This window comes from Pseudomonas sp. OV226 (genome assembly GCF_003148705.1).
Lineage (GTDB): Bacteria > Pseudomonadota > Gammaproteobacteria > Pseudomonadales > Pseudomonadaceae > Aquipseudomonas.
Genome location: NZ_QGGS01000017.1, coordinates 83589 through 103456, shown reverse-complemented (window position 1 = coordinate 103456; position 19868 = coordinate 83589). Strand labels below are relative to the sequence as shown.

Here is a 19868-nt window from a genome sequence, read left to right as displayed (position 1 = left end):
CCAGTCACGGCCCTTCTGTCAGTGCTTTTGGCCGGAATAAGTGCTGTATCCACGTCGCTGGCTGGTTAAGATCCCTCTCTACTTTTTTCCGTCTCTGAGGTTTTCATGCGCTTTTGCGATCTGCTCGACGCCGTCCGCCGGCAACCGCTGGAGCTGTCTATTCCAGCCGGATGGGCGCAGGGGCGTGCCAGTTTCGGTGGCCTGGTGGCGGCGTTGCAATACGAAGCCATGCGCGCAAAAGTCCCGGCAGACCGGCCGGTGCGTTCGCTGGCGATCACCTTTGTCGGCCCCGTTGAGCCTGAAGTGCCTGTCAGCTTTGAAGTCGATGTATTGCGCGAAGGTAAGGCTGTCAGCCAGGTGCTCGGCCGGGCGATGCAGAAGGGGCAAGTGGTGACGTTGATTCAGGGCAGCTTTGGTGCCTCGCGGCCTTCCGAAGTGGCGATCGCGGCAAAACCGGCACCCGACATGAAGCACTGGGACGAATGCCAGGAGTTGCCCTTCATTCCCGGCGTGATTCCAGAGTTCATGCAGCATCTGGCGATGCGCTGGGCGGTAGGTGGCATGCCGTTCACCGGCAACGACTCTCGCGAAATGGGCGGCTGGGTGCGTTTGCGTGGGGACGTGAAGGAGGAGGCTGTCACTGAGTCACATATTCTCGCGCTGGTGGATGCCTGGCCGCCGTCCTTGTTGCCTCATTTGAAAAAGCCGGCAATGGGCAGCACGCTGACCTGGACCATCGAATTCGTCCAGCCATTGCTGCCATTGAGCACACTGGACTGGTGTAAATACCGGGTGGAAACCGAGCACGGCGCAGACGGCTACGGCCATGCGGCTGCAAAACTCTGGAGCGCGGACGGTCAGTTGATCGCCATGAGCCGGCAGACGGTCACGATTTTCGCCTGATCAGTGCCGACGGTGGCGCTCACGCCAGGCGCGCCACCAGCCGCCGCTCAGAAAAAACCGTGGGAACGTCAGGAACTGCTCGACCAGCAAGCGTGAGACCGCGTCTTTGCGATCACTGAACGGCTCGGAGGCTTGCGCCTCCAGACGGTGACCGTGACGTTGCAGGGCCAGGGCCGCGAACAGGCCGACCACACCGATGGCGATGTTTGCCAGGCTCAGGTTGAACACACCGGAAACAATCAATAGAAACGCCACAATGAACAGCGGCACGGCAATCAGGTGCAGCACCAGGTTGGTCGGGTGCTGATGATTGTTGGGGTACGCTCGCCATTGCCAGGCGGGTAGGTTGGGGTGACGTTTGCCCATGTTGGAACTCCTCAATCCGTGTTGACCATATGATTGAAGAATAGGCGGGGGGAGGACGGTCGGCGAATCGAGGTTGGCTATAGGGTTAATAGGTGGGCATGGCCAGGTTTGATGTGCCCCGGCTGACGCTATCGTCGGATCGCCGCCCGGACCAAGCCCGCTCCCACAGTGTATGTGTGTTGTCACCTAACGAGTGGTCACTGAAATCACATGTGGGAGCGGGCGTGCCCGCGATGGGGCCCTTACAATTTGAGCTGTCCGATCGCCTTACTCAATTCCCCGGCCAACGCCGCGAGTTCATGACTGGTGGTGGCTGAGGTTATGGTCTGCTGCACGGTGTTCTCCGTCACATCCCGAATACTCACCACCGCCCGGTTCATCTCTTCCGCCACATGGCTCTGCTGTTCGGCTGCCACCGCAATCTGCGTGTTGCTTTCACGCATCTGCGCCACGGCGCCGGTGATCTCCGCCAGCGCGGCGCCGGCCTCTTGAGCCTGCTGCACGCAGTCGTCGGCCTTGAAGGAGCTTTCCTGCATGAAGTCCACCGCGTCCCGGGTCCCGGCCTGCAAGGCGGACACCATCAAGGTGATCTCGTCGGTGGAGGTCTGGACGCTTTTGGCCAGGTTGCGCACCTCATCGGCGACGACGGCAAAGCCCCGGCCCATTTCACCGGCCCGTGCCGCCTCGATGGCCGCATTCAGGGCCAGCAGGTTTGTTTGCTCGGCGATGCTGTGAATCACGCTGACCACACCGTTGATTTTCTGGCTGTCCTCGGCCAGACGTTGAATCATCTCGGCCGTCTGCTGCACGCCGCTGGACAGCCCGGCAATCGACTTCTGTACCCTGATGACCACTTCCTGCCCGCTGCCGGCCAGGGTGTCGGCGGTTTGCGAGAGGTCGCGGGTCGCGCCGGCATGTTGGGCGATGTGGTGGACCGTCGCGGTCATTTCGTTGATCGCCGTGGCGGCCTGATCGGTTTCGCTTTGCTGGCCGAGCATGCCGTGGCGCACGTCGTTCATGCTTGAGGCCAGGCGTGCGGCGCCGATATCCAATTGCCGAGCCGTGCTGGCGACGGTGGTTACCACCCGTTGGTAACCGGCCTGCATCGCGTTGAAGGCATGCGCCATCTGCCCGACTTCGTCCTTGCTAGCCAGTGGCACACGGGCTGACAGGTCGCCGGTTTTCTCGACGTGAAGCATCACATCTTTCAGAGTGTTGAGCTGACTCAGCAGGAAGCGGATGAGCAGTTGCGATGCACCCAGCATTGCCAGCATCAGGATAAAAACGGCGACTGCGTAGTGGGTGAATCGCTCGCTGAATACCTGGTTCAGGCTCGGGCCAAAAGCGAGCAGCGCCACCTGCTGGCCATCGGGACGAGCGAACACTTCGGCGCCCATCAACGGGTTATCACCGAACAGCGGCATTGAGTTGATCTCGACCCAGCCATGGCTATCCGTCAGTTCCAGCAGCGGCTGACCGTTCAGCAGCGGCGCCTGCCCGTGCCCGAAGGTCAACAGGTTGTCGGCCTTGGGCAGCGGTTGCCCGGATGGCCAGGCGCTGAGCAATCGCACTTGCGCCTGAGCGCTCGCCTGAGCGGCATGACTGCGCGCCTGTTGTTCGAGCTGCACGGCGTACAGCACCAGCAACAGGGTCGTGAAGAAGGCAACCGCGTTGACCGCCCAAAATTTGTATTTCAGCGAGATGTTGCTAAGCCAGGCACCCATGGAGGTCTTCTCTGATAGCGGAAACAGCATTGGCAAGGTGCCAGCATTGTGTCGCTATCGAGGGGTTCTGCATTTGATATGGATCAACAACCCTCACCGTCCCCTGTAGGAGTGGTGGTTACTGGGCGATGGTGGGCAGACCGAAGAATGCTCGTGCACAGGCGGTGCTGTGGGCGGCGAGATCTTCTTCGCTTTCCCCGCGATGCAACGCCACTTCCCGTAAAACTTCAGTCAAATACGCCGGTTCATTACGTCCATTTTTTGGCTTGGGCCGCAGGCTGCGTGGCAGCAGATACGGAGCATCGCTCTCCAGCATCAAGCGTCCGCGCTTGATCTCCTTCACCAACGGATGCAGGTGCGTGCCGCGGCGTTCATCGCAGATCCAGCCGGTGATACCGATGTGCAAATCCAGATCGAGGTAGCTGAACAAGGCTTTCTTTTCGCCGGTGAAGCAATGCACCACGGCGGCCGGCAATTGGTCACGGTAATCACGCAGGATTTCCAGCAGTCGCTGACTGGCGTCGCGCTCATGCAGGAACACCGGCAACTGCAACTCGACTGCCATCGCCAGGTGTTCTTCCAGGACTTTTTCCTGCTGTGGGCGGGGCGAGAAATCACGATTGAAATCCAGCCCGCATTCACCCACGGCCACCACGTTCGGCTCCTTGAGCAAACTGCGCAGACGCTGCGCGCTGTCAGCATTCCAGTCAGTCGCCGCATGGGGGTGAATGCCAGCAGTGGCGAACAGCCGTTGAGCTGTTTCGTCCAGTTGTTGGCACAGCTCCAGGGCTTGTTCACTGCCCTCGACATTGGTGCCGGTCAGTACCAATTGGCAGACCCCCGCGGCATACGCGCGGTCGAGTACGGCCTGGTGTTTGTCGGCAAAACTGGGGTTGGTCAGGTTGACGCCGATATCGATGAGTTGCATGGTGCTACCTCGGACCAAAGGCCGGAAAGCATATCAGAGCTGTAGATTTATAAGAAAAGCCAAGAACTACAACGAGTTGAAGCTGTCTCTTGATGCCGCGAGACAGGTCAGGGTGGTCAAGGTGCCATCACTGTGCCAGTCTTTCGCACTTTGCCAGCGCTCATGGCGCTCTGTTTCTGTCGTTCGATTCCATGAAACTTGAGGAGTCGGCCCAGTATTCTTTCCGGAGAGTGGATGATACGTCCCTCGATATTGCTATTGCTGTGCTGTTCGTTGCTGCTGCCGATGCCGGCGGTTGCGCGTCTGGCCGGGCCGCTGCAAGCCGTGCCGGCGGCGCAGGTGCGCGACCTGGCAGAAATACGCAGCAGCCGCATATTGCGGGTGCTGGTCAACCAGAGCCGCAACAGCTCCGGCGAAGTCCAGGGCCAGGCCATCGGTGTCGAATACCACCGCTTGCGCGCCTTCGAGCAATACCTCAACGGCCATGCCCGTGACGGTCAGGAAGTCACCCTCAAGATCATCCCCAAAGCCAAGGATCAATTGCTCGGTGCCCTGCAGCGTGGAGAGGGGGATCTGGTCGCACCGGGGGAGTTGCTTGATTTACAGCCGGGCCACGCAGTCAGCAGCAGTGAGCCGATCGCCAGCAACATCCCGTTGGTGCTGGTGGGGATTAAAGGCGAGCGTCGCTACACCAAGGTCGAACAACTCTCCGGCAAAACCCTGGCGTTGCCCACGGGCAGTGCGGCCGGGGATGCGGTGAGCCAGATCAATTCCAAACTCGCACTGCACAAGCTGGCACCGATAACGATCGAGTGGGTCGATCCCAGTCTTGCCGTCGAAGATGTGCTGGAGATGGTTCAAGGCGGGATCTTTCACCTGACCATCGTCGAGCAACCGATTGCCGAGCGCTGGGGCAAGATCCTGCCCAAATTGCGCTTCGACAAACAGGTGCTGATCAGCGACCCGGGCGAAGAGTTCTGGTTTGTGCGCCGCGATGCGGCAATGTTGCGGGCAAGCATCGATCGGTTTTTGACGACGTACAAGAAGCCTTCAGACCAGGACGTGGCGTTTCTGCGGATCTATCGGCGTCTGTACCAAGTGCACTATCCACTGGCCAAGGCCGATCGCCAACGCCTGGAAAAACTGCGGCCGGTGCTGCAGAAACACGCCGATGCCCAAGGCATGGACTGGTTGAACCTGGCGGCGCTGGCGTTCAAGGAGTCAGCCTTGCAGCCCAATGCCCGCGGCAGTGGCGGTCCCACCGGCCTGATGCAAATCACCCCGTCCGCCGCCCAGCGGGTCGGGGTCAACAACATTCAGGAGCTCGACGCCAATGTCCAGGCCGGTGCCAAGTACCTGGCCATGATCCGTCGCAAGTTCTTCGCCAGCCCCAAACTCAACGAACGTGAGCGCATGGCGTTTGTACTGGCGGCCTACAACATTGGCCCGGAGCGGGTTCAGGGAATGCGCGCCGAAGCCCGGCGGCGTGGACTTAACCCTAATCAATGGTTTTTCCAGGTCGAGCGCATTGCCATGGAGCAGGTGGGAATGGGACCCGTCAGCTACGTTAATAGCGTCAACAAGTACTACTTGGCATTCGATCGTGAGAGGGAATCGCTGGAGCCGCAGGGGCAAAAAGTTGTTTCTCGTAAATGATCGACTAAGCTGATTGTTATGGTGCAATTATTGCGCTTTTAGCATTCGTTTTATCGATTAATATGGCGCCCAACGAACACACACTGACAATGGATGACACAGCATGAGCTCACTGATCAACAAGGTACTGTTTACCCGCGCCGGTTTCGGCCTGACCGCCATACGGATCGTTGTCGGGATCATTTTTGCGGCTCATGGCGCACAGAAACTCTTCGGCATGTTTGGTGGCTACGGCATCGCCGGCACCGCGCAATACATGGAAAGCGTGGGCCTTGCACCGGGTCATCTGATGGCGATTCTGGCCGGGGGGACGGAGTTCTTTGGCGGTCTGGCCCTGATTATCGGTCTGCTGACACGTCCTGCGGCGCTGGGGCTGACCATCCTCTCGCTGGTTGCGATTTTCTCCGTGCATATCCACAACGGCTTGTTCATGGCCAACAACGGCTATGAATTCGCCCTGGCCCTGCTCGGTGGCAGTATCGCGGTATTGATCGAAGGTGCCGGCAAGCTGTCGCTGGACGGTGCCATCACCGACTGACCGCTCTGGCTCAACTAAAAGGCCCGCACTGCGCGGGCCTTTTTTGTTGCGCGTGATTCTTGACACTGCTGTGTCGGCTTCTCTAGGATGCTGCTCATGCGCCGATTTAAACAGCTACTTGCGGGGCGCCAGGTGACTCATTCAGTTGCCGACAGAAGCTTGAAACAGGCTTCGAAATACCGCTAAAGCGCTGGTTCGGTGTTGCCTCTCACCTGCCATGCAGACTTTTGAGGCAGAGACACGATTCGATGAACGCACTTAGCCCCGTTGTACGTCCCGCGCCGATCACGGCACATCTCACCCAGCGCAATCCAAAAATCCTGCTTGGCGGTCAACATCAGCCGACACTTCTGCGTTATCTCGATGGCTGGCCACGCCGTACCGGCGGCCCTGCGGCATTTCTGATCCAGTTTGTCGAAGACGGTGAATCGCTGGCTCGATTTGCCAACGACAGCTTTGATCTGGCAGTGATTCAATCGCCGAGTCTTGAAGACGCCCCTGAAGTGATCAGGCAACTGACCCGCGTTGCCCGGCAAGGTTTGATTACCCGACGCTAAGGTTCAAAGGTACTCAATCGCCACGATATACACGCATTGCTCACCGGTAGGTGTCTGGACGCGAACTTCGGCGTCCAGCGCCTTGCCGATCAGCGCGCGAGCGAGCGGTGAGTCGATGCTGATCAGCCCCAGTTTCAGGTCTAGCTCGTCCGGGCCGACGATGCGGTAGCGCGACTCTTTGCCGTCCTCGTCTTCGATGGTGACCCAGGCGCCAAAATAGACTTTGTTCGGGTCGCTGGGTTTCTCGCTAACCACTTTGAGCGCTTCCAGCCGTTTGGTGAGGAAGCGCACACGGCTGTCTATTTCGCGCAGCATTTTTTTGCCGTAGGTGTATTCCGCGTTCTCGGAGCGATCACCCTGAGCTGCGGCCTCGCTCACAGACTGCGTTACTTGCGGTCGCCGTACATGCCAAAGTTCGTGAAACTCGGCCCGCATCCGCGCCTCCCCTTCGGGGGTGATCAGCGCGGTGCCAGCGGTGCGGGGAGGGCGATAGCGGCTCATGACAACTTCTTGTGATGGAGAAGCCTTGAGTCTATCAACCCTCGCGCAACACTGTCAGTGGGCTGGCGTTCAAGGCTCGACGCGTACCGAACACACCGGCGCCGCCAATCAGCACTGCGCCGATCAATGGCAGCACCAACAACCACGGATGCGGATGCCACGGCAGGTCGAAGGCATAGCGGTAGAGCACCAGGCTCACCAGTTCCGACCCCAGTGCTGCCAATAGCCCGCTGACTGCGCCGAGTAATCCGAACTCGATCCGTCGGGCTTTCACCAGCAATTGCCGTTCGGCCCCCAGTGCTCGTAACAGGGCGCCTTGGCGAATGCGTTCATCGAGTGTTGCCTGCAAGCCGGAAAACAACACCGCCATCCCCGCCGCCAGTACAAACAGCAACACATATTCCACCGCCAGCGTGACTTGGGCGAGGATGCTGCGTAGCTGCTGCAGCAAGGCTTCGACTTGCAGAATGGTGACCGCCGGGAAGCTGCGCGACAGGTCGACAATCTGCTGGTCATGCCCGGCCGCCAGATAGAAACTGGTCAGGTAGGTCGCTGGCAAATCCTTCAGAGTGCCGGGCTGGAAGATCATGAAAAAATTTGGCTGGAAGTTGTCCCAGTTGATGTCTCGCAGGCTGGTGACTTTCGCTTCACGGTTGACCCCGCCCACGGTAAACACCATATGATCGCCGAGCTTGAGTTTTAGGCTTTCGGCGACTTTGCCTTCAACAGAAACGCCAGGTACTGCTTCGGGTGCCTGTTCGCTCCACCAGTTGCCCGCCGTCAGTTTGTTACCTGCCGGCAAGTCGGCCGCCCAGGTCAGGCTCAGGTCGCGCTGAATCGCTCGATCACCCGCCGAATCCTTGCTGACGATGTCTTGCACGGGCACGTCATTGATGCTGATCAGTCTCCCTGGCACCACGGGATAGAGCGGCGCGGACTGCGCCGACAGTTCGATCAGGCGATCAGTAAAGGCCTGTTTGTCCGCCGGCAGAATGTTCAGCGCAAAATAGTTCGGCGCATTTTTTGGCAGTTGATTTTGCCAGGTATCCAGCAGTTCGCCCCGCAGCAACGCGATCAGCGCCATGGACAGTAGAATCAGGCCGAAAGCCAAGGCTTGTCCCGCGGCCGCCAATGGATGACGCAGCAGTTGGCCGAGCCCTAGGCGCCAGGGTAGCGAAGCACGGGCCAGCAGCCGCCGTAGGCTTTTCAGCAGCAGCAGGAGCAAGCCGCCGAGCACCAGCGCGGCGATCACGCCACCGCCGAGCAGAGCGAAGGTCAGCACCAGGTCGAGGCTCAGGCGCCACATGATCAGGCCTAGGGCACCCAACGCAGCGCCATAAACCATCCAGGTGCTGGAGGGGATCGGCAGCATGTCCCGACGCAGCACCCGCAGCGGTGGCACGCGACCGAGTGCGGCGAGCGGCGGCAAGGCGAAACCGGCCAGCGCCACCAGCCCTGTACCGATCCCGGCGATGGCCGGCAGCAGACCTCCCGGTGGCACATCGGTCGGTAACAAGTCATGCAGCAGTGCAAACAGCCCAAGCTGTGCCAGCCAGCCCAGGAGAGCGCCACTGAGGCTGGCGAGCAGTCCCAGTACCGTCAACTGCAAACTGAACAGCACCATGGTTTCCCGGCGCGACAGGCCCAGGCAGCGCAGCAAGGCACTGGCATCGAATCGGCGGGTAGCGAAGCGTGTTGCCGACAGCGCGACTGCCACGCCGGACAAAAGAACGGCCACCAGGCTCGCCATGTTGAGGTAGCGCTCGGCCTTGCCCAATGCGCCGCCAATTTGTCGGTTGCCGTCGCGGGCATCCTGCAGTCGCTGGTTGGCGGCCAGTCCTGGCTTGATCAATTGACGATAGGTTTCCAGCGCCTCGGCTTTGCCGCGCCAGAGTTCACGGTAGCTGACCCGGCTACCCGGTTGCACCACACCGGTGGCGGTTAGGTCGTCGAGGTTGATCAGCACGCGTGGTGTCAGGCTGTAGAAGTTGCCCGCCCGGTCGGGTTCGTAGGTCAGCACGCGTGCCAGCTTCAGGGTTTTCAGGCCGACGTCGATGCTGTCGCCGATCTTCAGGTCCAGTGCTGTCAGCAAGCGCGCTTCGACCCAGGCTTCACCGGGTTTCGGTCCGCCACCGGGTTCTTCCGGGGCGAAGGGTGTCGGGGCGCTTTTCAGTTCGCCGCGCAGTGGGTAGACCGCGTCGGCCGCCTTGATGCTGGACAGTTGAATGCCATTGTCGGTGGCGATGACGCTGGAGAACTCCACCACTTGAGCGTGTTCGAGCCCCAATTCCAGGCCACTGTTGATCTGTTCGGGACGCGCCGGTGAGCTGCCTTCGAGCAGCAGGTCGGCACCGAGAAACTCGGTGGCGCGCAACATCATGGCGCCGTTCAGGCGGGCGCCGAAGTAACCGATGGCGGTGCTCGCCGCTACGGCCACCAGCAAGGCGAAGAACAACACCCGCAATTCACCGGCGCGGGCGTCGCGCAGCAGTTGGCGGATGGCAAGACTGAACAGGCGCAACAGCGGCAGGCGTGCCATCAAGGCTCCAGAGGGGCGACCAGCAGGCCGGCTTCAAGGCGGATCAGACGCCGGCAGCGATGTGCCAGGCGTTCGTCGTGCGTCACGAGCACCAGCGTCGTGCCGCGTTCCTGATTGAGTTCGAACAGCAGATCGCTGATGCGCTCGCCGGTGTGGCTGTCGAGGTTGCCGGTGGGTTCATCGGCAAACAGCACGTCGGGTTCGGCGGCAAACGCCCGGGCAATCGCCACACGTTGCTGTTCACCTCCCGAGAGCTGGCGCGGCGAGTGCGTCAGGCGCTGGCCCAGACCGACCCGTTGCAGCAATTCGGTGGCCCGCTCGCGGGCGTCTTTGCGGCCATCGAGTTCCAGCGGCAACATGACGTTTTCCAACGCGTTGAGGCTGTCGAGCAACTGAAAGGACTGGAAAACAAAACCGACATGCTCGGCCCGGATGCGAGCACGTTGATCCTCGTCGAGTGCGCTCAGCCCTTGCCCGGCCAGCGTGACTTCGCCGCTGCTGGGCAGGTCGAGGCCGGCCAGCAGGCCGAGGAGGGTGGATTTGCCGGAACCGGAGGCGCCGACGATGGCCAGGCTGTCGCCCTTGTTCAGTTCCAGGCTGAGTTCGTGCAGGATAGTCAGTTCACCTTCCGCGCTGGGGACCACTTTGCTGAGGTTCTTCGCGGTGAGAATGCTTGCGCCCATGGAGAATCCGATGCGTGTGTGGTTTTTGAGTGCTGGCCTGGCCTTGATGTGCATGGCCCAGAACGCAGCGGCGGGTACTGTCCTGATCGTTGGCGATAGTATCAGCGCCGGTTTCGGGCTGGATACCCGGTTGGGGTGGGTCTCACTGCTTGAACAACGGCTCAAGCGCGAAGGTTTCGACGACAAAGTGATCAATGCGTCCATCAGCGGCGACACCAGTGCCGGAGGCCAGGCACGCCTGCCCGCGCTGCTTGCAGAGCATAAGCCTGAGTTGGTCATCCTTGAGTTGGGCGGCAATGACGGTCTGCGTGGATTGCTTCCGACGCAATTGCAACAAAACCTTGCGGCGATGATCGACAGCTCTCAGGACAGCGGTGCCAAGGTGTTGCTGTTGGGCATGCAATTGCCACCCAATTACGGCGTTCGTTACACCGAGGCCTTTGCCAAGGTCTACAGCAACCTGGCCAATGAGAAGAAAATCCCGCTGGTGCCGTTTTTTCTCGACGGTGTGGGCGGTCATCCAGACCTGATGCAGGCCGACGGCATACACCCGGCGGCCGGGGCTCAGGACAAGTTGCTGGAAAATGTCTGGCCTACGCTAAAACCGCTGTTATGAGACTTTTCTAGAAGCAGGCTTTCGGCTAAGGTGGCGCCCCCGATTTGGAGCCCCCGATGCCGCGTCCCGCCTGGTCACTTTTTGCCTACCAACTGATCGAGCCTGACGAACAGCTGGATCTGTTCGCCTGCCAGGAAGTGCGGGTGCATCTGGTGACGCGTCAGCTGGAACTGGGCGGCTCGGCGGACCGAACCTTGTGCGGCAGCCTGTTGCCGGCACAGCCACGCTGGTCGAGCGTCGACCGTCGTGTGTTTCAGGACCAGCGACTGTGCTCGCTGTGCCGAGCCATTCTGGAATCGCAAAAGCGCGGCACTTCGCCCATCTGGCCAGAGCTGCGATTCGAGCTCTAAGGCGTCAAGGATAGCTTGCTATCGACCAACTCCCCGAATTTACGGGCGGCGGTGTACAATCGCGCTTTTACCCTAGTCGACCTGCGAAGGACTTTCCGGATGTTGCCGCGTTTTCCTGCCGTTACCCGCTGCCTGACTCTTGCTGCGTTGTTTGCGGCCGGTCCAGTTGCAGCATTGGAGTTTCCCCTGCCACCGCCCGGTGAAGACATCATCGGTCAGGTGCAAGTGATCAAGGCCAAATACGAAGATACCTTCGCCGACCTTGGTACCGCCTACGACCTGGGCTACACGGAAATGGTCGCGGCCAACCCTGGAGTTGATGCATGGTTGCCGGGCGCCGGCACCGAAATCATTCTGCCAACACGTTTCATCCTGCCACCGGGACCGCGTGAAGGCATCGTGATCAACCTGGCCGAGTACCGCCTCTACTACTACCCGAAAGGCAAGAACGTGGTGTACACGTTCCCGTTGGGTATCGGTCGTGAGGGCTGGGGTTCGCCGATTGCCCACACCAGCATCACCGCGAAGACGCCGAACCCGACCTGGACGCCTCCAGCGTCGATCAAGGCCGAGCACGCCGCCGACGGAGATCCGCTGCCTAATGTGGTGCCGGCAGGCCCAGACAACCCTCTGGGGCCGTTCAAGTTCACTCTGGGTACACCGGGCTACCTGATCCACGGCTCTAACAAGAAGTTTGGCATCGGCATGCGTACCAGTCATGGCTGCTTCCGCATGTTCAACAACAACGTGCTGGAAATGGCTGGCATGGTGCCGGTCGGTACGTCGGTGCGGATCATCAACGACCCGTACAAGTTCGGTGTGAGTGCCGGCAAGGTTTATCTGGAAGCGCACACGCCACTGGATGACAAGGGCAACCCTTCGGTGGTCGACAAGCACACTGCGGTTATCAACGCGATGCTCAAGCGTGAAGACATCACTAACAACCTACGTATGAATTGGGATGTGGTGCGCGACGTGGTCGCCGCTGAAGATGGCCTGCCGGTGGAAATCGCTGTGCCGAACGGGGCTGCGCCAATGATGTCGAGTGCACCGCTCGATCCATTGCAGTAAGGCTTGAAAGAAACCCGCCGACGCAGGTTGCGTCGGCGGGTTTTTTATTGCCGGAAGAAAACACCCGGCAACAAAAAAGCCGACCCATAAAATGGGTCGGCTTGATAACAATCCCGAGGGATTATTACTTGCGGCTAGCTTTGTCCAGCATGCGCAGAGCACGCTCGTTAGCTTCGTCAGCAGTCTGTTGTGCTTTTTGAGCAGCAGCCAGAGCTTCATCAGCTTTACGGTAAGCTTCGTCTGCACGAGCTTGGGAGCGAGCTGCTGCGTCTTCAGTAGCGGTCAGACGTGCTTCTGTTTCTTTCGATGCGCTGCTGCAACCGGTAGCCAGAACTGCGGCCAGAGCCAGAGCAGAGAATTTCAGAACGTTGTTCATCGTGTTCCCCTTCAAGGACTTTCAATTAAGTAGCTGTCTCCTCAGAGTGAGGAAATAGCCGGCGTACATACTACTCATTACTACTCGTAAGTAAACTGACGTAACGCAAGAAGCAAAAAAAATTGTAGGCGTTGATTCTTTTTCGAGCAACTTTTAACTGCATTGTTTAAAAAATATCCAGCTACGAGGCCCGAGCCTGAGCGAAGCGGTGAGGAAAAGTTCCCGGCACTCACGGCGTTTTTTTTCAGTCTTGGCTAAAGTCTGGCTAGATGAACTCGTCCATACTTTCGTTCGAATTTTGCGCAGCGGCCCTCATAATCTTTATCCATGTAGAGGTGACTTTAAAATCGCGGGTTCGTCTTAAGTCTCAACATCCGGCAATGTTCAGGCTTTCGACCCGCAAAGACCGCCGGTCGAGCCGTCCCTGCGTTCCCTGAAGCAGCACCCGCCAGTTGAGCATGATGACGAGCGTACCTTGAGCATTTTTGCCAATGGTGCCTACTATTTGATACGTGCTCGGTTGCGCGAGATCGGTGCAGTTCTTCTCGGTGTCCATTGGCACGGGGTGGCGTAGATGTTCCTTCGCCGGAAAAACATCGGTAAGGTAGGGGTCAGAATTCAAGACCCGCGAGGAGTAGTGATGAGCGAGGCGTTGTCCATCCACCATGACCAGGCTGGTCATCAGTTCGAGACCAGTGTGGACGGTCATCGTGCCTACCTGACCTATATGGATCTGGGGAAACAGACCCTGGATATCTATCGCACATTCGTGCCCAACGCATTGCGGGGACGCGGCATTGCAGCAGCCTTGACCGAGAAGGCGTTGGAGTACGCAGACGAAATGGGTTACACCGTCATTCCATCGTGCTCCTACGTTGAGCGCTACATGGAGCGTCACCAACGGCACGCTGCCAAGCTGTGATCAAAACGAACGCATAAAAAAACGCCAGGTTTAAGCCTGGCGTTTTTGTGTGCGCTAAACGTTGATCAGTTGCGGTCACGTTTTGGCAGCACGTCCTTGAGCTTGGCATGCATGCTGCGCAAGGTGTTTTCGGTGGCGGACCAGTCGATGCAGGCGTCGGTGATCGATACGCCGTATTGCAGGTCGGCGAGGTCTTTCGGGATGGCCTGGCAGCCCCAGTTCAGGTGACTCTCGACCATCAAGCCGATGATCGACTTGTTGCCTTCCAGAATCTGGTTGGCGACGTTCTCCATCACCAGTGGTTGCAGGGCCGGGTCCTTGTTGGAGTTGGCGTGGCTGCAATCAACCATGATGTTTGGCTTGATCTTCGCCTTGTTCAGCGCTTGCTCGCAGAGCGCGACGCTGACCGAGTCATAGTTCGGCTTGCCGTTGCCGCCGCGCAAGACCACATGGCCGTAAGCGTTGCCCTTGGTGGTGACGATCGACACGCCACCCTCCTGGTTGATACCCAGGAAGCGGTGCGGGCTGGATACCGATTGCAGGGCGTTGATCGCCACTGTCAGGCCGCCGTCGGTGCCGTTCTTGAAGCCGACCGCCGAAGACAGGCCGGAAGCCATTTCGCGGTGGGTCTGGGATTCGGTGGTGCGTGCGCCGATGGCCGACCAGCTGATCAGGTCCTGCAAGTATTGCGGGGAGATCGGGTCGAGGGCTTCGGTGGCGGTCGGCAGGCCTTTTTCGGCCAGGTCCAGCAACAACTGGCGACCGATGTGCAAGCCGTCCTGGATCTTGAACGAGTCGTCCAGGTAGGGGTCGTTGATCAAGCCTTTCCAGCCGACGGTGGTGCGTGGCTTCTCGAAATACACGCGCATGACCAGATACAGGGTATCGGACACTTCGGCGGCGAGCACTTTCAGGCGCTCGGCGTATTCGTGGGCGGCCTTGATGTCGTGGATCGAGCAAGGCCCGATGACGACGAACAGGCGGTGGTCGGTGCCATCCAGAATGTTGCGAATGACTTCGCGGCCCTTGGTGACGGTGCGCAGGGCAGCGTCGCTCAGGGGGATATCGCGCTTGAGCTGATCAGGAGTGATCAGAGTCTCGTTGGAGGCGACGTTTAGGTCGTTGATCGGTAAATCAGCCATCGTTTACTCGTCAGGTCACGGGTGCCGGCCGCCAGCGAACCCGCGCGGCGGAGCACAGCAAATTAAGCGCGTCGGGGAGCCGAACCTTAGCGCGTTATCCGCCTGCTCGACAATGGGTTTAATCCAGCATTGGCTGCGCAAATGCCTTGCGTACGGTGTCGTGAGAGAACTCGTCGGCATGCTGCTGGACCCATTCGAGGGCCAGCGCCTGAATACCCTGCAAGTCGTCATGCGCGTCATGCAGGCGGCAATAGCGTTCGATCTGGCACACCTGCTCGCCCATCCGGGCGCTGAACAGCATCTGTTCATCGACGAAGGCAATGCCCACCAGATAGCCGCGTTTGCGTCGCAGGCACCAGGCTACATAGCCCAGATAACGCATGTCGGGGTTCAAGGTGGGCATGCGCACTTCCAGCGCCGTGCCGTGGCGCCAGGCCCGGTGATAATTGCAAGCCATGCCCCCGAGGCTGATAGTGTGCAAGCGCTGTCGCGAGATGCACTCATGCGTCAGTAACGTTAATTCGACGGGCACATCGTCAGGATGAGGAATAAAACGTCCCATGAACACGGACTCCCTGTGTCGGCCATCTGACATTGTTTCCCCCAGTATAGTGGTCGAATTGGAACTGACCGATTTCGATGCCGACCAACGGCTGCTGGCGATGAGCGGCGTATCCCTGGTGATTTTCACCAGCGTCGGTTGCGCCAGTTGCCGATTTGCCCGTGAGCAACTGCCAGGGCTCGATCTAAACGTTGATCGACTGTGCTGGATCGATGCCGGGAACAATGGCGGGGTGGTCGAGCGTTATCAGGTTTTTCATTTGCCAGCGCTGTTTGTCGTGCGCGACGGCGAGTTTTTCGGGGCACTAAAATCGCGCCTGACCGGTACCGAACTCAATGAAGCGGTCGGGCGGGCGCTGATGAAAACAGCAGAGGAGTTGCCATGATGGGGGCAGTCACCAAGCCGACAATCGGTGTAATCGGAACCGGTGCAATCGGCGGGTTCTACGGGATGATGCTGGCGCGTGCCGGTTTCGATGTGCACTTCTTGCTGCGCAGTGAGTTTTCAGTGGTGGCCGAGCGTGGGCTGCAACTCGACAGCGCGGTTCATGGCGCGCTGACATTGAACCCGGTGCAGGCCTATTCGTCGGCCGAAGACATGCCGCCCTGCGACTGGTTGCTGGTGGGCGCAAAAACCACCAGCAACGCGGACCTGGCACCGGCGATCCTTCAAGCCGCAGCACCCAACGCCAAGGTGTTGGTGTTGCAAAATGGCCTGGACGTTGAAGACAGTCTGCGTGAGAGGCTTCCCGATTCGCTGCATGTGCTCGGTGGGCTCTGTTATATCTGCGTACATCGCGAGGGCCCGGGTGTCATTACCCATCAAGCCCTTGGCGCGGTGCATGTCGGTTACCACAGCGGCCTCGCGGCCGATGAGTTAACGCGCACCGCAATTGTCGAGGAGGGTGTTGGCCTGTTCCGTACGGCCGGCATCGATTCCCAGGCCATGGCTAACCTGCACCAGGCGCGCTGGCAAAAACTGGTCTGGAATATCCCTTACAACGGCCTGTCGGTGTTGCTGGGAGCCAGCACCACGCCTTTGATGGCCGATGCCGACAGCCGGGAACTGATCAAGGCCTTGATGGCCGAAGTGGTTCTGGGGGCAACCGCCTGTGGACACGACGTGCCGGCCGGTTACGCCGACCATCTGTTCATGGTGACCGAGAAAATGCCGGATTACTGGCCGAGCATGTACCACGATTTTCTGCACAAACGACCGCTGGAGCTGGCCGCGATTTACGCACGGCCCCTGGCGGCGGCCAAAGCGGCGGGGTGCGAGTTACCGCTTATCGAGGCGTTGTATCGCAGTTTGAGTTTTATCGATCGACGTAACACCTGAGTCGATCAATCCGGGGGGAAGGGCATGGTAAAGGGCATAGACGACAAACTGGTGCTGGCGATTTCTTCGCGAGCACTGTTCGACCTGAGCGAGAGCCACAAGGTTTACCTGTCGAGTGGCGTCGAGGCTTACCGGCAATATCAGATTGAACACGAAGACGAAATCCTCGAGCCCGGTGATGCCTTCCCTCTGGTGCAAAAACTCCTGAACCTCAATACCCATCTCGGCCGCTCACGGGTCGAGGTGATCCTGGTGTCGCGCAACAGCGCCGACACCGGTTTGCGGGTGTTTAACTCGATTCACCATTATGGGCTGGCGATTTCTCGTGCGGCGTTTGTCGGCGGGCGCAGTCCTTATCCGTATCTCAAAGCCTTTGGCTGCGACCTGTTTCTGTCGACGCATGCCGAAGACGTGCGCAGTGCGCTGGACGCCGGTTTCGCGGCAGCAACCATTTTGTCGGGCGGTGCCAGCCGCGCGGCCAGCGATGAATTGCGGATTGCCTTCGACGGTGATGCGGTGCTGTTTTCCGACGAGTCGGAGCGTGTCTACCAGTCTGGTGGCCTGGAAGCGTTTCAGGCCAGCGAGCGCGAAGCCGCCCGTGAGCCGTTGCGCGGAGGGCCGTTCAAAGGCTTCCTGGCAGCTCTCAATCTGTTGCAGCGCGAGTTTCCCGACGACGACTGCCCGATTCGCACGGCGTTGGTCACCGCGCGTTCGGCGCCGGCCCATGAGCGAGTCATTCGCACGTTGCGCGAATGGGACATCCGGCTGGACGAGTCGCTGTTTCTGGGTGGCCTGACCAAATCGGCCTTTCTCGAAGCCTTTGCCGCCGACGTGTTTTTCGACGATCAGGCCGGTCACTGCGAATTGGCCCGCGAAGTCGTCGCCACCGGTCATGTCCCGCATGGCATAAGCAACGAGCAAAAGATTTAAGCCCATCGTTCAACGCGTTACGCAGAGCATCGCACTCGCCAAGGCACTGCTAAGCTGAATCAATCTCCACCATGTTGGCTCGCGAGGAGGTCATATGATTCGGTCGATGCTGTATGCCACTGACCTCGGCCTGTACGCACCGTTTGTAATGCAGCACGCCTTGGCGCTGGCGCGGACATTCAATGCCGATTTGTATGTGGTGCATGCGGTTGAACCTATGGGCCTGTTTGCCGAGTCGGTGCTTCAGAGTTACCTCGATGAGCAGGCGTTGAACGAATTTCACAGCCAGGGACTGAGCACGGTGATTGCCAGTATCGAGCAGCGGGTGCTCGACAGTTTTCGCGAAGAGTTGGGGGACGAAGGGGAGCAGGACCTGGCGCGGATTCAAGCCGTGCGGGTGCTACAGGGGGATCCGTCGCAAGTGATTCTCGACCAGGCGCAGAAACTCTCGGTGGATTTACTGATCGTAGGTAGTCACAGCCATGGTGCCGGCGCGGAAACGCCTTTGGGCAGGACCGCCGCACGCGTGTTGCAGCTGGCGAGAGTGCCGGTTTATCTGGTGCCGCTGGTGGAGCGTCGCCGCCAAGGTGATCGCTAGAACACGAATAGTGGCAATTTGACAAAAAAGTTCTAGATTTATTCTTCACGCCATTAATATAGTTATATACCGTCGCTGATGCCCGTGGCGTCTACCTGCTTTGAGGGATTCATATGAAGCTTCAACAATTGCGCTACATCTGGGAAGTGGCGCACCACGACCTCAACGTTTCCGCTACCGCCCAAAGCCTTTACACCTCGCAACCGGGTATCAGCAAGCAGATCCGTCTGCTGGAAGACGAATTGGGGGTTGAGGTTTTCGCTCGCAGCGGCAAGCACCTGACCCGTGTCACCCCGGCCGGCGAACGCATCATCACGACCGCTGGCGAGATTTTGCGCAAGGTTGAAAGCATCAAGCAGATCGCCCAGGAATTCTCCAACGAGAAGAAGGGCACCCTGTCGATCGCCACCACGCATACCCAGGCGCGTTATGCGTTGCCGCCGGTGATCAGCAGTTTCATCAAGCAGTATCCGGACGTTGCCCTGCACATGCACCAGGGTTCGCCGATGCAGATCGCTGAAATGGCCGCTGACGGCACTGTGGATTTCGCCATCGCCACCGAAGCACTGGAGTTGTTCGGCGACCTGGTGATGATGCCGTGCTATCGCTGGAACCGCTGCGTCGTAGTGCCCCAAGGCCACCCGTTGACCAAGCTGTCGAAGCTGACCCTCGAAGCGCTCGCCGAATACCCGATCGTGACTTACGTGTTCGGTTTTACCGGCCGCTCGAAACTCGACGAAGCGTTCAGCCATCGCGGCCTGACACCCAAAGTGGTATTCACCGCCGCCGACGCTGACGTCATCAAGACGTATGTGCGCCTGGGCCTGGGCGTGGGTATCGTGGCGAAAATGGCGGTCGATGCCAAACTCGACAGCGATCTGGTGGTGCTCGATGCCAGTGAGCTGTTCGAATCCAGCATCACCAAGATCGGCTTCCGTCGCGGCACTTTCCTGCGTGGCTTCATGTGCGACTTCATCGAGAAATTTGCCCCGCACCTGACTCGCGAAGTCATGGCTAAAGCCATTGCGTGCCACAACAAGCAAGAACTGGAAGAGCTGTTCGACGGCGTCGAACTACCGGTTCACTAGACCACCTCTGTAACAGAAAACTGTTGCCGGGCACCCGCCACCAGAATCTCCACGTCATCCCCTTCGTATTTGCCCAGCAGGCTTTTGCCCAGCGGCGAACGGGGGGTGATGACGGTAATCCATTGCCCCACCAGATCGACCTTCAGACCAGCGGCATCGGGGGCCAGAAATAGCCATTGCTCGCGACCTTTTTCGTCTTCCAGGCCAAGCAATGCGCCGACCTCGATGCCGCGCTGATCGTCATAGGGGCGCAATGTCAGGTTCTGGCACAGCGTCAGTGACTGCCTGATTTCTTCCACCCGTCTGGCCTGTCCGGCCGCCAGATAGGAGGCTTCCAGGCCCAGGGTGTCGTACTTGTTTTCGGCGATGTTCTCTTCGTGGGTCGCGGTTTCGTACGCGGTTTGCGCGGCACGTTCGGCGATGTCGAGATCAACCCGCAGCTTGTCGAGAATCAATTGGTGGACGGTCTGTTTGTTCATG

The 19868-nt window shown here is 59.4% G+C and carries 23 protein-coding genes; 13 read left to right on the top strand and 10 right to left on the bottom strand.

The annotated features are described in order from the left end of the window. Window positions 1–105: 105 nt before the first annotated feature. Window positions 106–903 (top strand): acyl-CoA thioesterase, encoded by a 798-nt coding sequence (locus C7534_RS23005; RefSeq protein ID WP_077431592.1) that lies wholly within the window; start codon window positions 106–108, stop codon window positions 901–903. Here the strand turns inward: C7534_RS23005 and C7534_RS23000 are convergent, their stop codons facing one another. From C7534_RS23000 to C7534_RS22990, 3 genes are all read right to left on the bottom strand, one after another. Continuing rightward, window positions 904–1269 carry an Mpo1-like protein gene (locus C7534_RS23000; protein ID WP_046031786.1) on the bottom strand — a complete coding sequence of 122 codons (366 nt, stop codon included), beginning with the start codon at window positions 1267–1269 and terminating at the stop codon, window positions 904–906. It lies immediately after the preceding gene. A gap of 242 nt (window positions 1270–1511) precedes the next feature. Further along, entirely contained in the window at window positions 1512–2993 is a 1482-nt protein-coding gene (locus C7534_RS22995; protein ID WP_109787136.1) for a methyl-accepting chemotaxis protein, read from the bottom strand. 118 nt (window positions 2994–3111) lie between these two features. Beyond that, a complete protein-coding gene (locus C7534_RS22990) occupies window positions 3112–3921 on the bottom strand; it encodes a TatD family hydrolase (RefSeq protein ID WP_046031788.1) in 810 nt (269 codons plus the stop codon). A 234-nt stretch (window positions 3922–4155) separates the two neighbouring features. Here C7534_RS22990 and C7534_RS22985 point away from each other — a divergent pair, with 234 nt between their 5' ends. The 3 genes from C7534_RS22985 (at window position 4156) to C7534_RS22975 (ending at window position 6672) form a co-directional block, all read left to right on the top strand. Next, entirely contained in the window at window positions 4156–5577 is a 1422-nt protein-coding gene (locus C7534_RS22985; RefSeq protein WP_046031789.1) for a transglycosylase SLT domain-containing protein, read from the top strand. Between the two features lie 103 nt (window positions 5578–5680). After that, window positions 5681–6115, top strand: a complete 435-nt coding sequence (locus C7534_RS22980; RefSeq protein WP_109787135.1) for a DoxX family protein — start codon at window positions 5681–5683, stop codon at window positions 6113–6115. A gap of 248 nt (window positions 6116–6363) precedes the next feature. Further along, window positions 6364–6672 (top strand): hypothetical protein, encoded by a 309-nt coding sequence (locus C7534_RS22975; protein ID WP_046031791.1) that lies wholly within the window; start codon window positions 6364–6366, stop codon window positions 6670–6672. Window positions 6673–6675: 3 nt separating this feature from the next. Here C7534_RS22975 and greB read toward each other — a convergent pair whose 3' ends face one another. The 3 genes from greB to C7534_RS22960 are packed head-to-tail and all read right to left on the bottom strand — an operon-like array spanning window position 6676 to window position 10395. Then, the gene (gene greB / locus C7534_RS22970; protein ID WP_033057207.1) at window positions 6676–7173 is read right to left on the bottom strand and encodes a transcription elongation factor GreB; all 498 of its coding nucleotides are present in this window, start codon (window positions 7171–7173) and stop codon (window positions 6676–6678) included. Window positions 7174–7207: 34 nt separating this feature from the next. Further along, window positions 7208–9712 (bottom strand): ABC transporter permease, encoded by a 2505-nt coding sequence (locus tag C7534_RS22965; RefSeq protein WP_109787134.1) that lies wholly within the window; start codon window positions 9710–9712, stop codon window positions 7208–7210. Continuing rightward, on the bottom strand, window positions 9712–10395 hold the full coding sequence (locus tag C7534_RS22960; RefSeq protein ID WP_046031793.1) for an ABC transporter ATP-binding protein: 684 nt from the start codon (window positions 10393–10395) through the stop codon (window positions 9712–9714). Before C7534_RS22960 ends, C7534_RS22965 begins: the two co-directional genes overlap by 1 nt. Window positions 10396–10405: 10 nt before the next feature. Here C7534_RS22960 and C7534_RS22955 point away from each other — a divergent pair, with 10 nt between their 5' ends. The 3 genes from C7534_RS22955 to C7534_RS22945 all read left to right on the top strand — a co-directional run bounded on the left by C7534_RS22955 (window position 10406) and on the right by C7534_RS22945 (window position 12432). Continuing rightward, window positions 10406–11011: an arylesterase gene (locus C7534_RS22955; protein ID WP_046031794.1), complete on the top strand. Its 606-nt coding sequence runs from the start codon at window positions 10406–10408 to the stop codon at window positions 11009–11011. A gap of 56 nt (window positions 11012–11067) precedes the next feature. Further along, window positions 11068–11361 carry a hypothetical protein gene (locus C7534_RS22950; protein WP_003226812.1) on the top strand — a complete coding sequence of 98 codons (294 nt, stop codon included), beginning with the start codon at window positions 11068–11070 and terminating at the stop codon, window positions 11359–11361. A gap of 99 nt (window positions 11362–11460) precedes the next feature. Next, window positions 11461–12432, top strand: a complete 972-nt coding sequence (locus C7534_RS22945) for a L,D-transpeptidase family protein (protein WP_046031795.1) — start codon at window positions 11461–11463, stop codon at window positions 12430–12432. Between the two features lie 124 nt (window positions 12433–12556). Here the strand turns inward: C7534_RS22945 and oprI are convergent, their stop codons facing one another. Next, a complete protein-coding gene (oprI, locus tag C7534_RS22940) occupies window positions 12557–12808 on the bottom strand; it encodes an outer membrane lipoprotei OprI (RefSeq protein ID WP_003199355.1) in 252 nt (83 codons plus the stop codon). 640 nt (window positions 12809–13448) lie between these two features. Here oprI and C7534_RS22930 point away from each other — a divergent pair. Further along, window positions 13449–13730, top strand: a complete 282-nt coding sequence (locus tag C7534_RS22930; protein WP_046031797.1) for a GNAT family N-acetyltransferase — start codon at window positions 13449–13451, stop codon at window positions 13728–13730. Window positions 13731–13795: 65 nt separating this feature from the next. On the opposite strand, the gene C7534_RS22925 is transcribed toward C7534_RS22930, so the two are convergent. Together C7534_RS22925 and C7534_RS22920 are read right to left on the bottom strand one after the other, a co-directional pair. Continuing rightward, window positions 13796–14872: a 3-deoxy-7-phosphoheptulonate synthase gene (locus C7534_RS22925; RefSeq protein WP_046031798.1), complete on the bottom strand. Its 1077-nt coding sequence runs from the start codon at window positions 14870–14872 to the stop codon at window positions 13796–13798. Window positions 14873–14990: 118 nt separating this feature from the next. Next, entirely contained in the window at window positions 14991–15434 is a 444-nt protein-coding gene (locus C7534_RS22920) for a PilZ domain-containing protein (RefSeq protein WP_046031799.1), read from the bottom strand. On the opposite strand from C7534_RS22920, the gene C7534_RS22915 reads away from it, so the two are divergent. The 5 genes from C7534_RS22915 to cysB all read left to right on the top strand — a co-directional run bounded on the left by C7534_RS22915 (window position 15433) and on the right by cysB (window position 19388). Beyond that, window positions 15433–15819 (top strand): thioredoxin family protein, encoded by a 387-nt coding sequence (locus C7534_RS22915; RefSeq protein ID WP_046031800.1) that lies wholly within the window; start codon window positions 15433–15435, stop codon window positions 15817–15819. The genes C7534_RS22920 and C7534_RS22915 overlap by 2 nt on opposite strands. After that, window positions 15816–16772 (top strand): putative 2-dehydropantoate 2-reductase, encoded by a 957-nt coding sequence (locus tag C7534_RS22910; protein WP_109787133.1) that lies wholly within the window; start codon window positions 15816–15818, stop codon window positions 16770–16772. The genes C7534_RS22915 and C7534_RS22910 overlap by 4 nt, the downstream gene beginning before the upstream one ends. Before the next feature lie 24 nt (window positions 16773–16796). Beyond that, window positions 16797–17702 (top strand): 5'-nucleotidase, encoded by a 906-nt coding sequence (locus C7534_RS22905; protein ID WP_109787132.1) that lies wholly within the window; start codon window positions 16797–16799, stop codon window positions 17700–17702. Window positions 17703–17796: 94 nt separating this feature from the next. Then, window positions 17797–18300, top strand: coding sequence for a universal stress protein (locus C7534_RS22900; protein WP_109787131.1), 504 nt, complete (start codon window positions 17797–17799; stop codon window positions 18298–18300). 113 nt (window positions 18301–18413) lie between these two features. After that, complete coding sequence (gene cysB / locus C7534_RS22895; RefSeq protein WP_046031804.1) at window positions 18414–19388, top strand: HTH-type transcriptional regulator CysB; 975 nt, start codon at window positions 18414–18416, stop codon at window positions 19386–19388. Here the strand turns inward: cysB and C7534_RS22890 are convergent. Then, window positions 19385–19867, bottom strand: a complete 483-nt coding sequence (locus tag C7534_RS22890) for a GreA/GreB family elongation factor (RefSeq protein ID WP_109787130.1) — start codon at window positions 19865–19867, stop codon at window positions 19385–19387. The two genes, cysB and C7534_RS22890, sit on opposite strands and share 4 nt — an antisense overlap. Window position 19868: the final 1 nt, after the last annotated feature.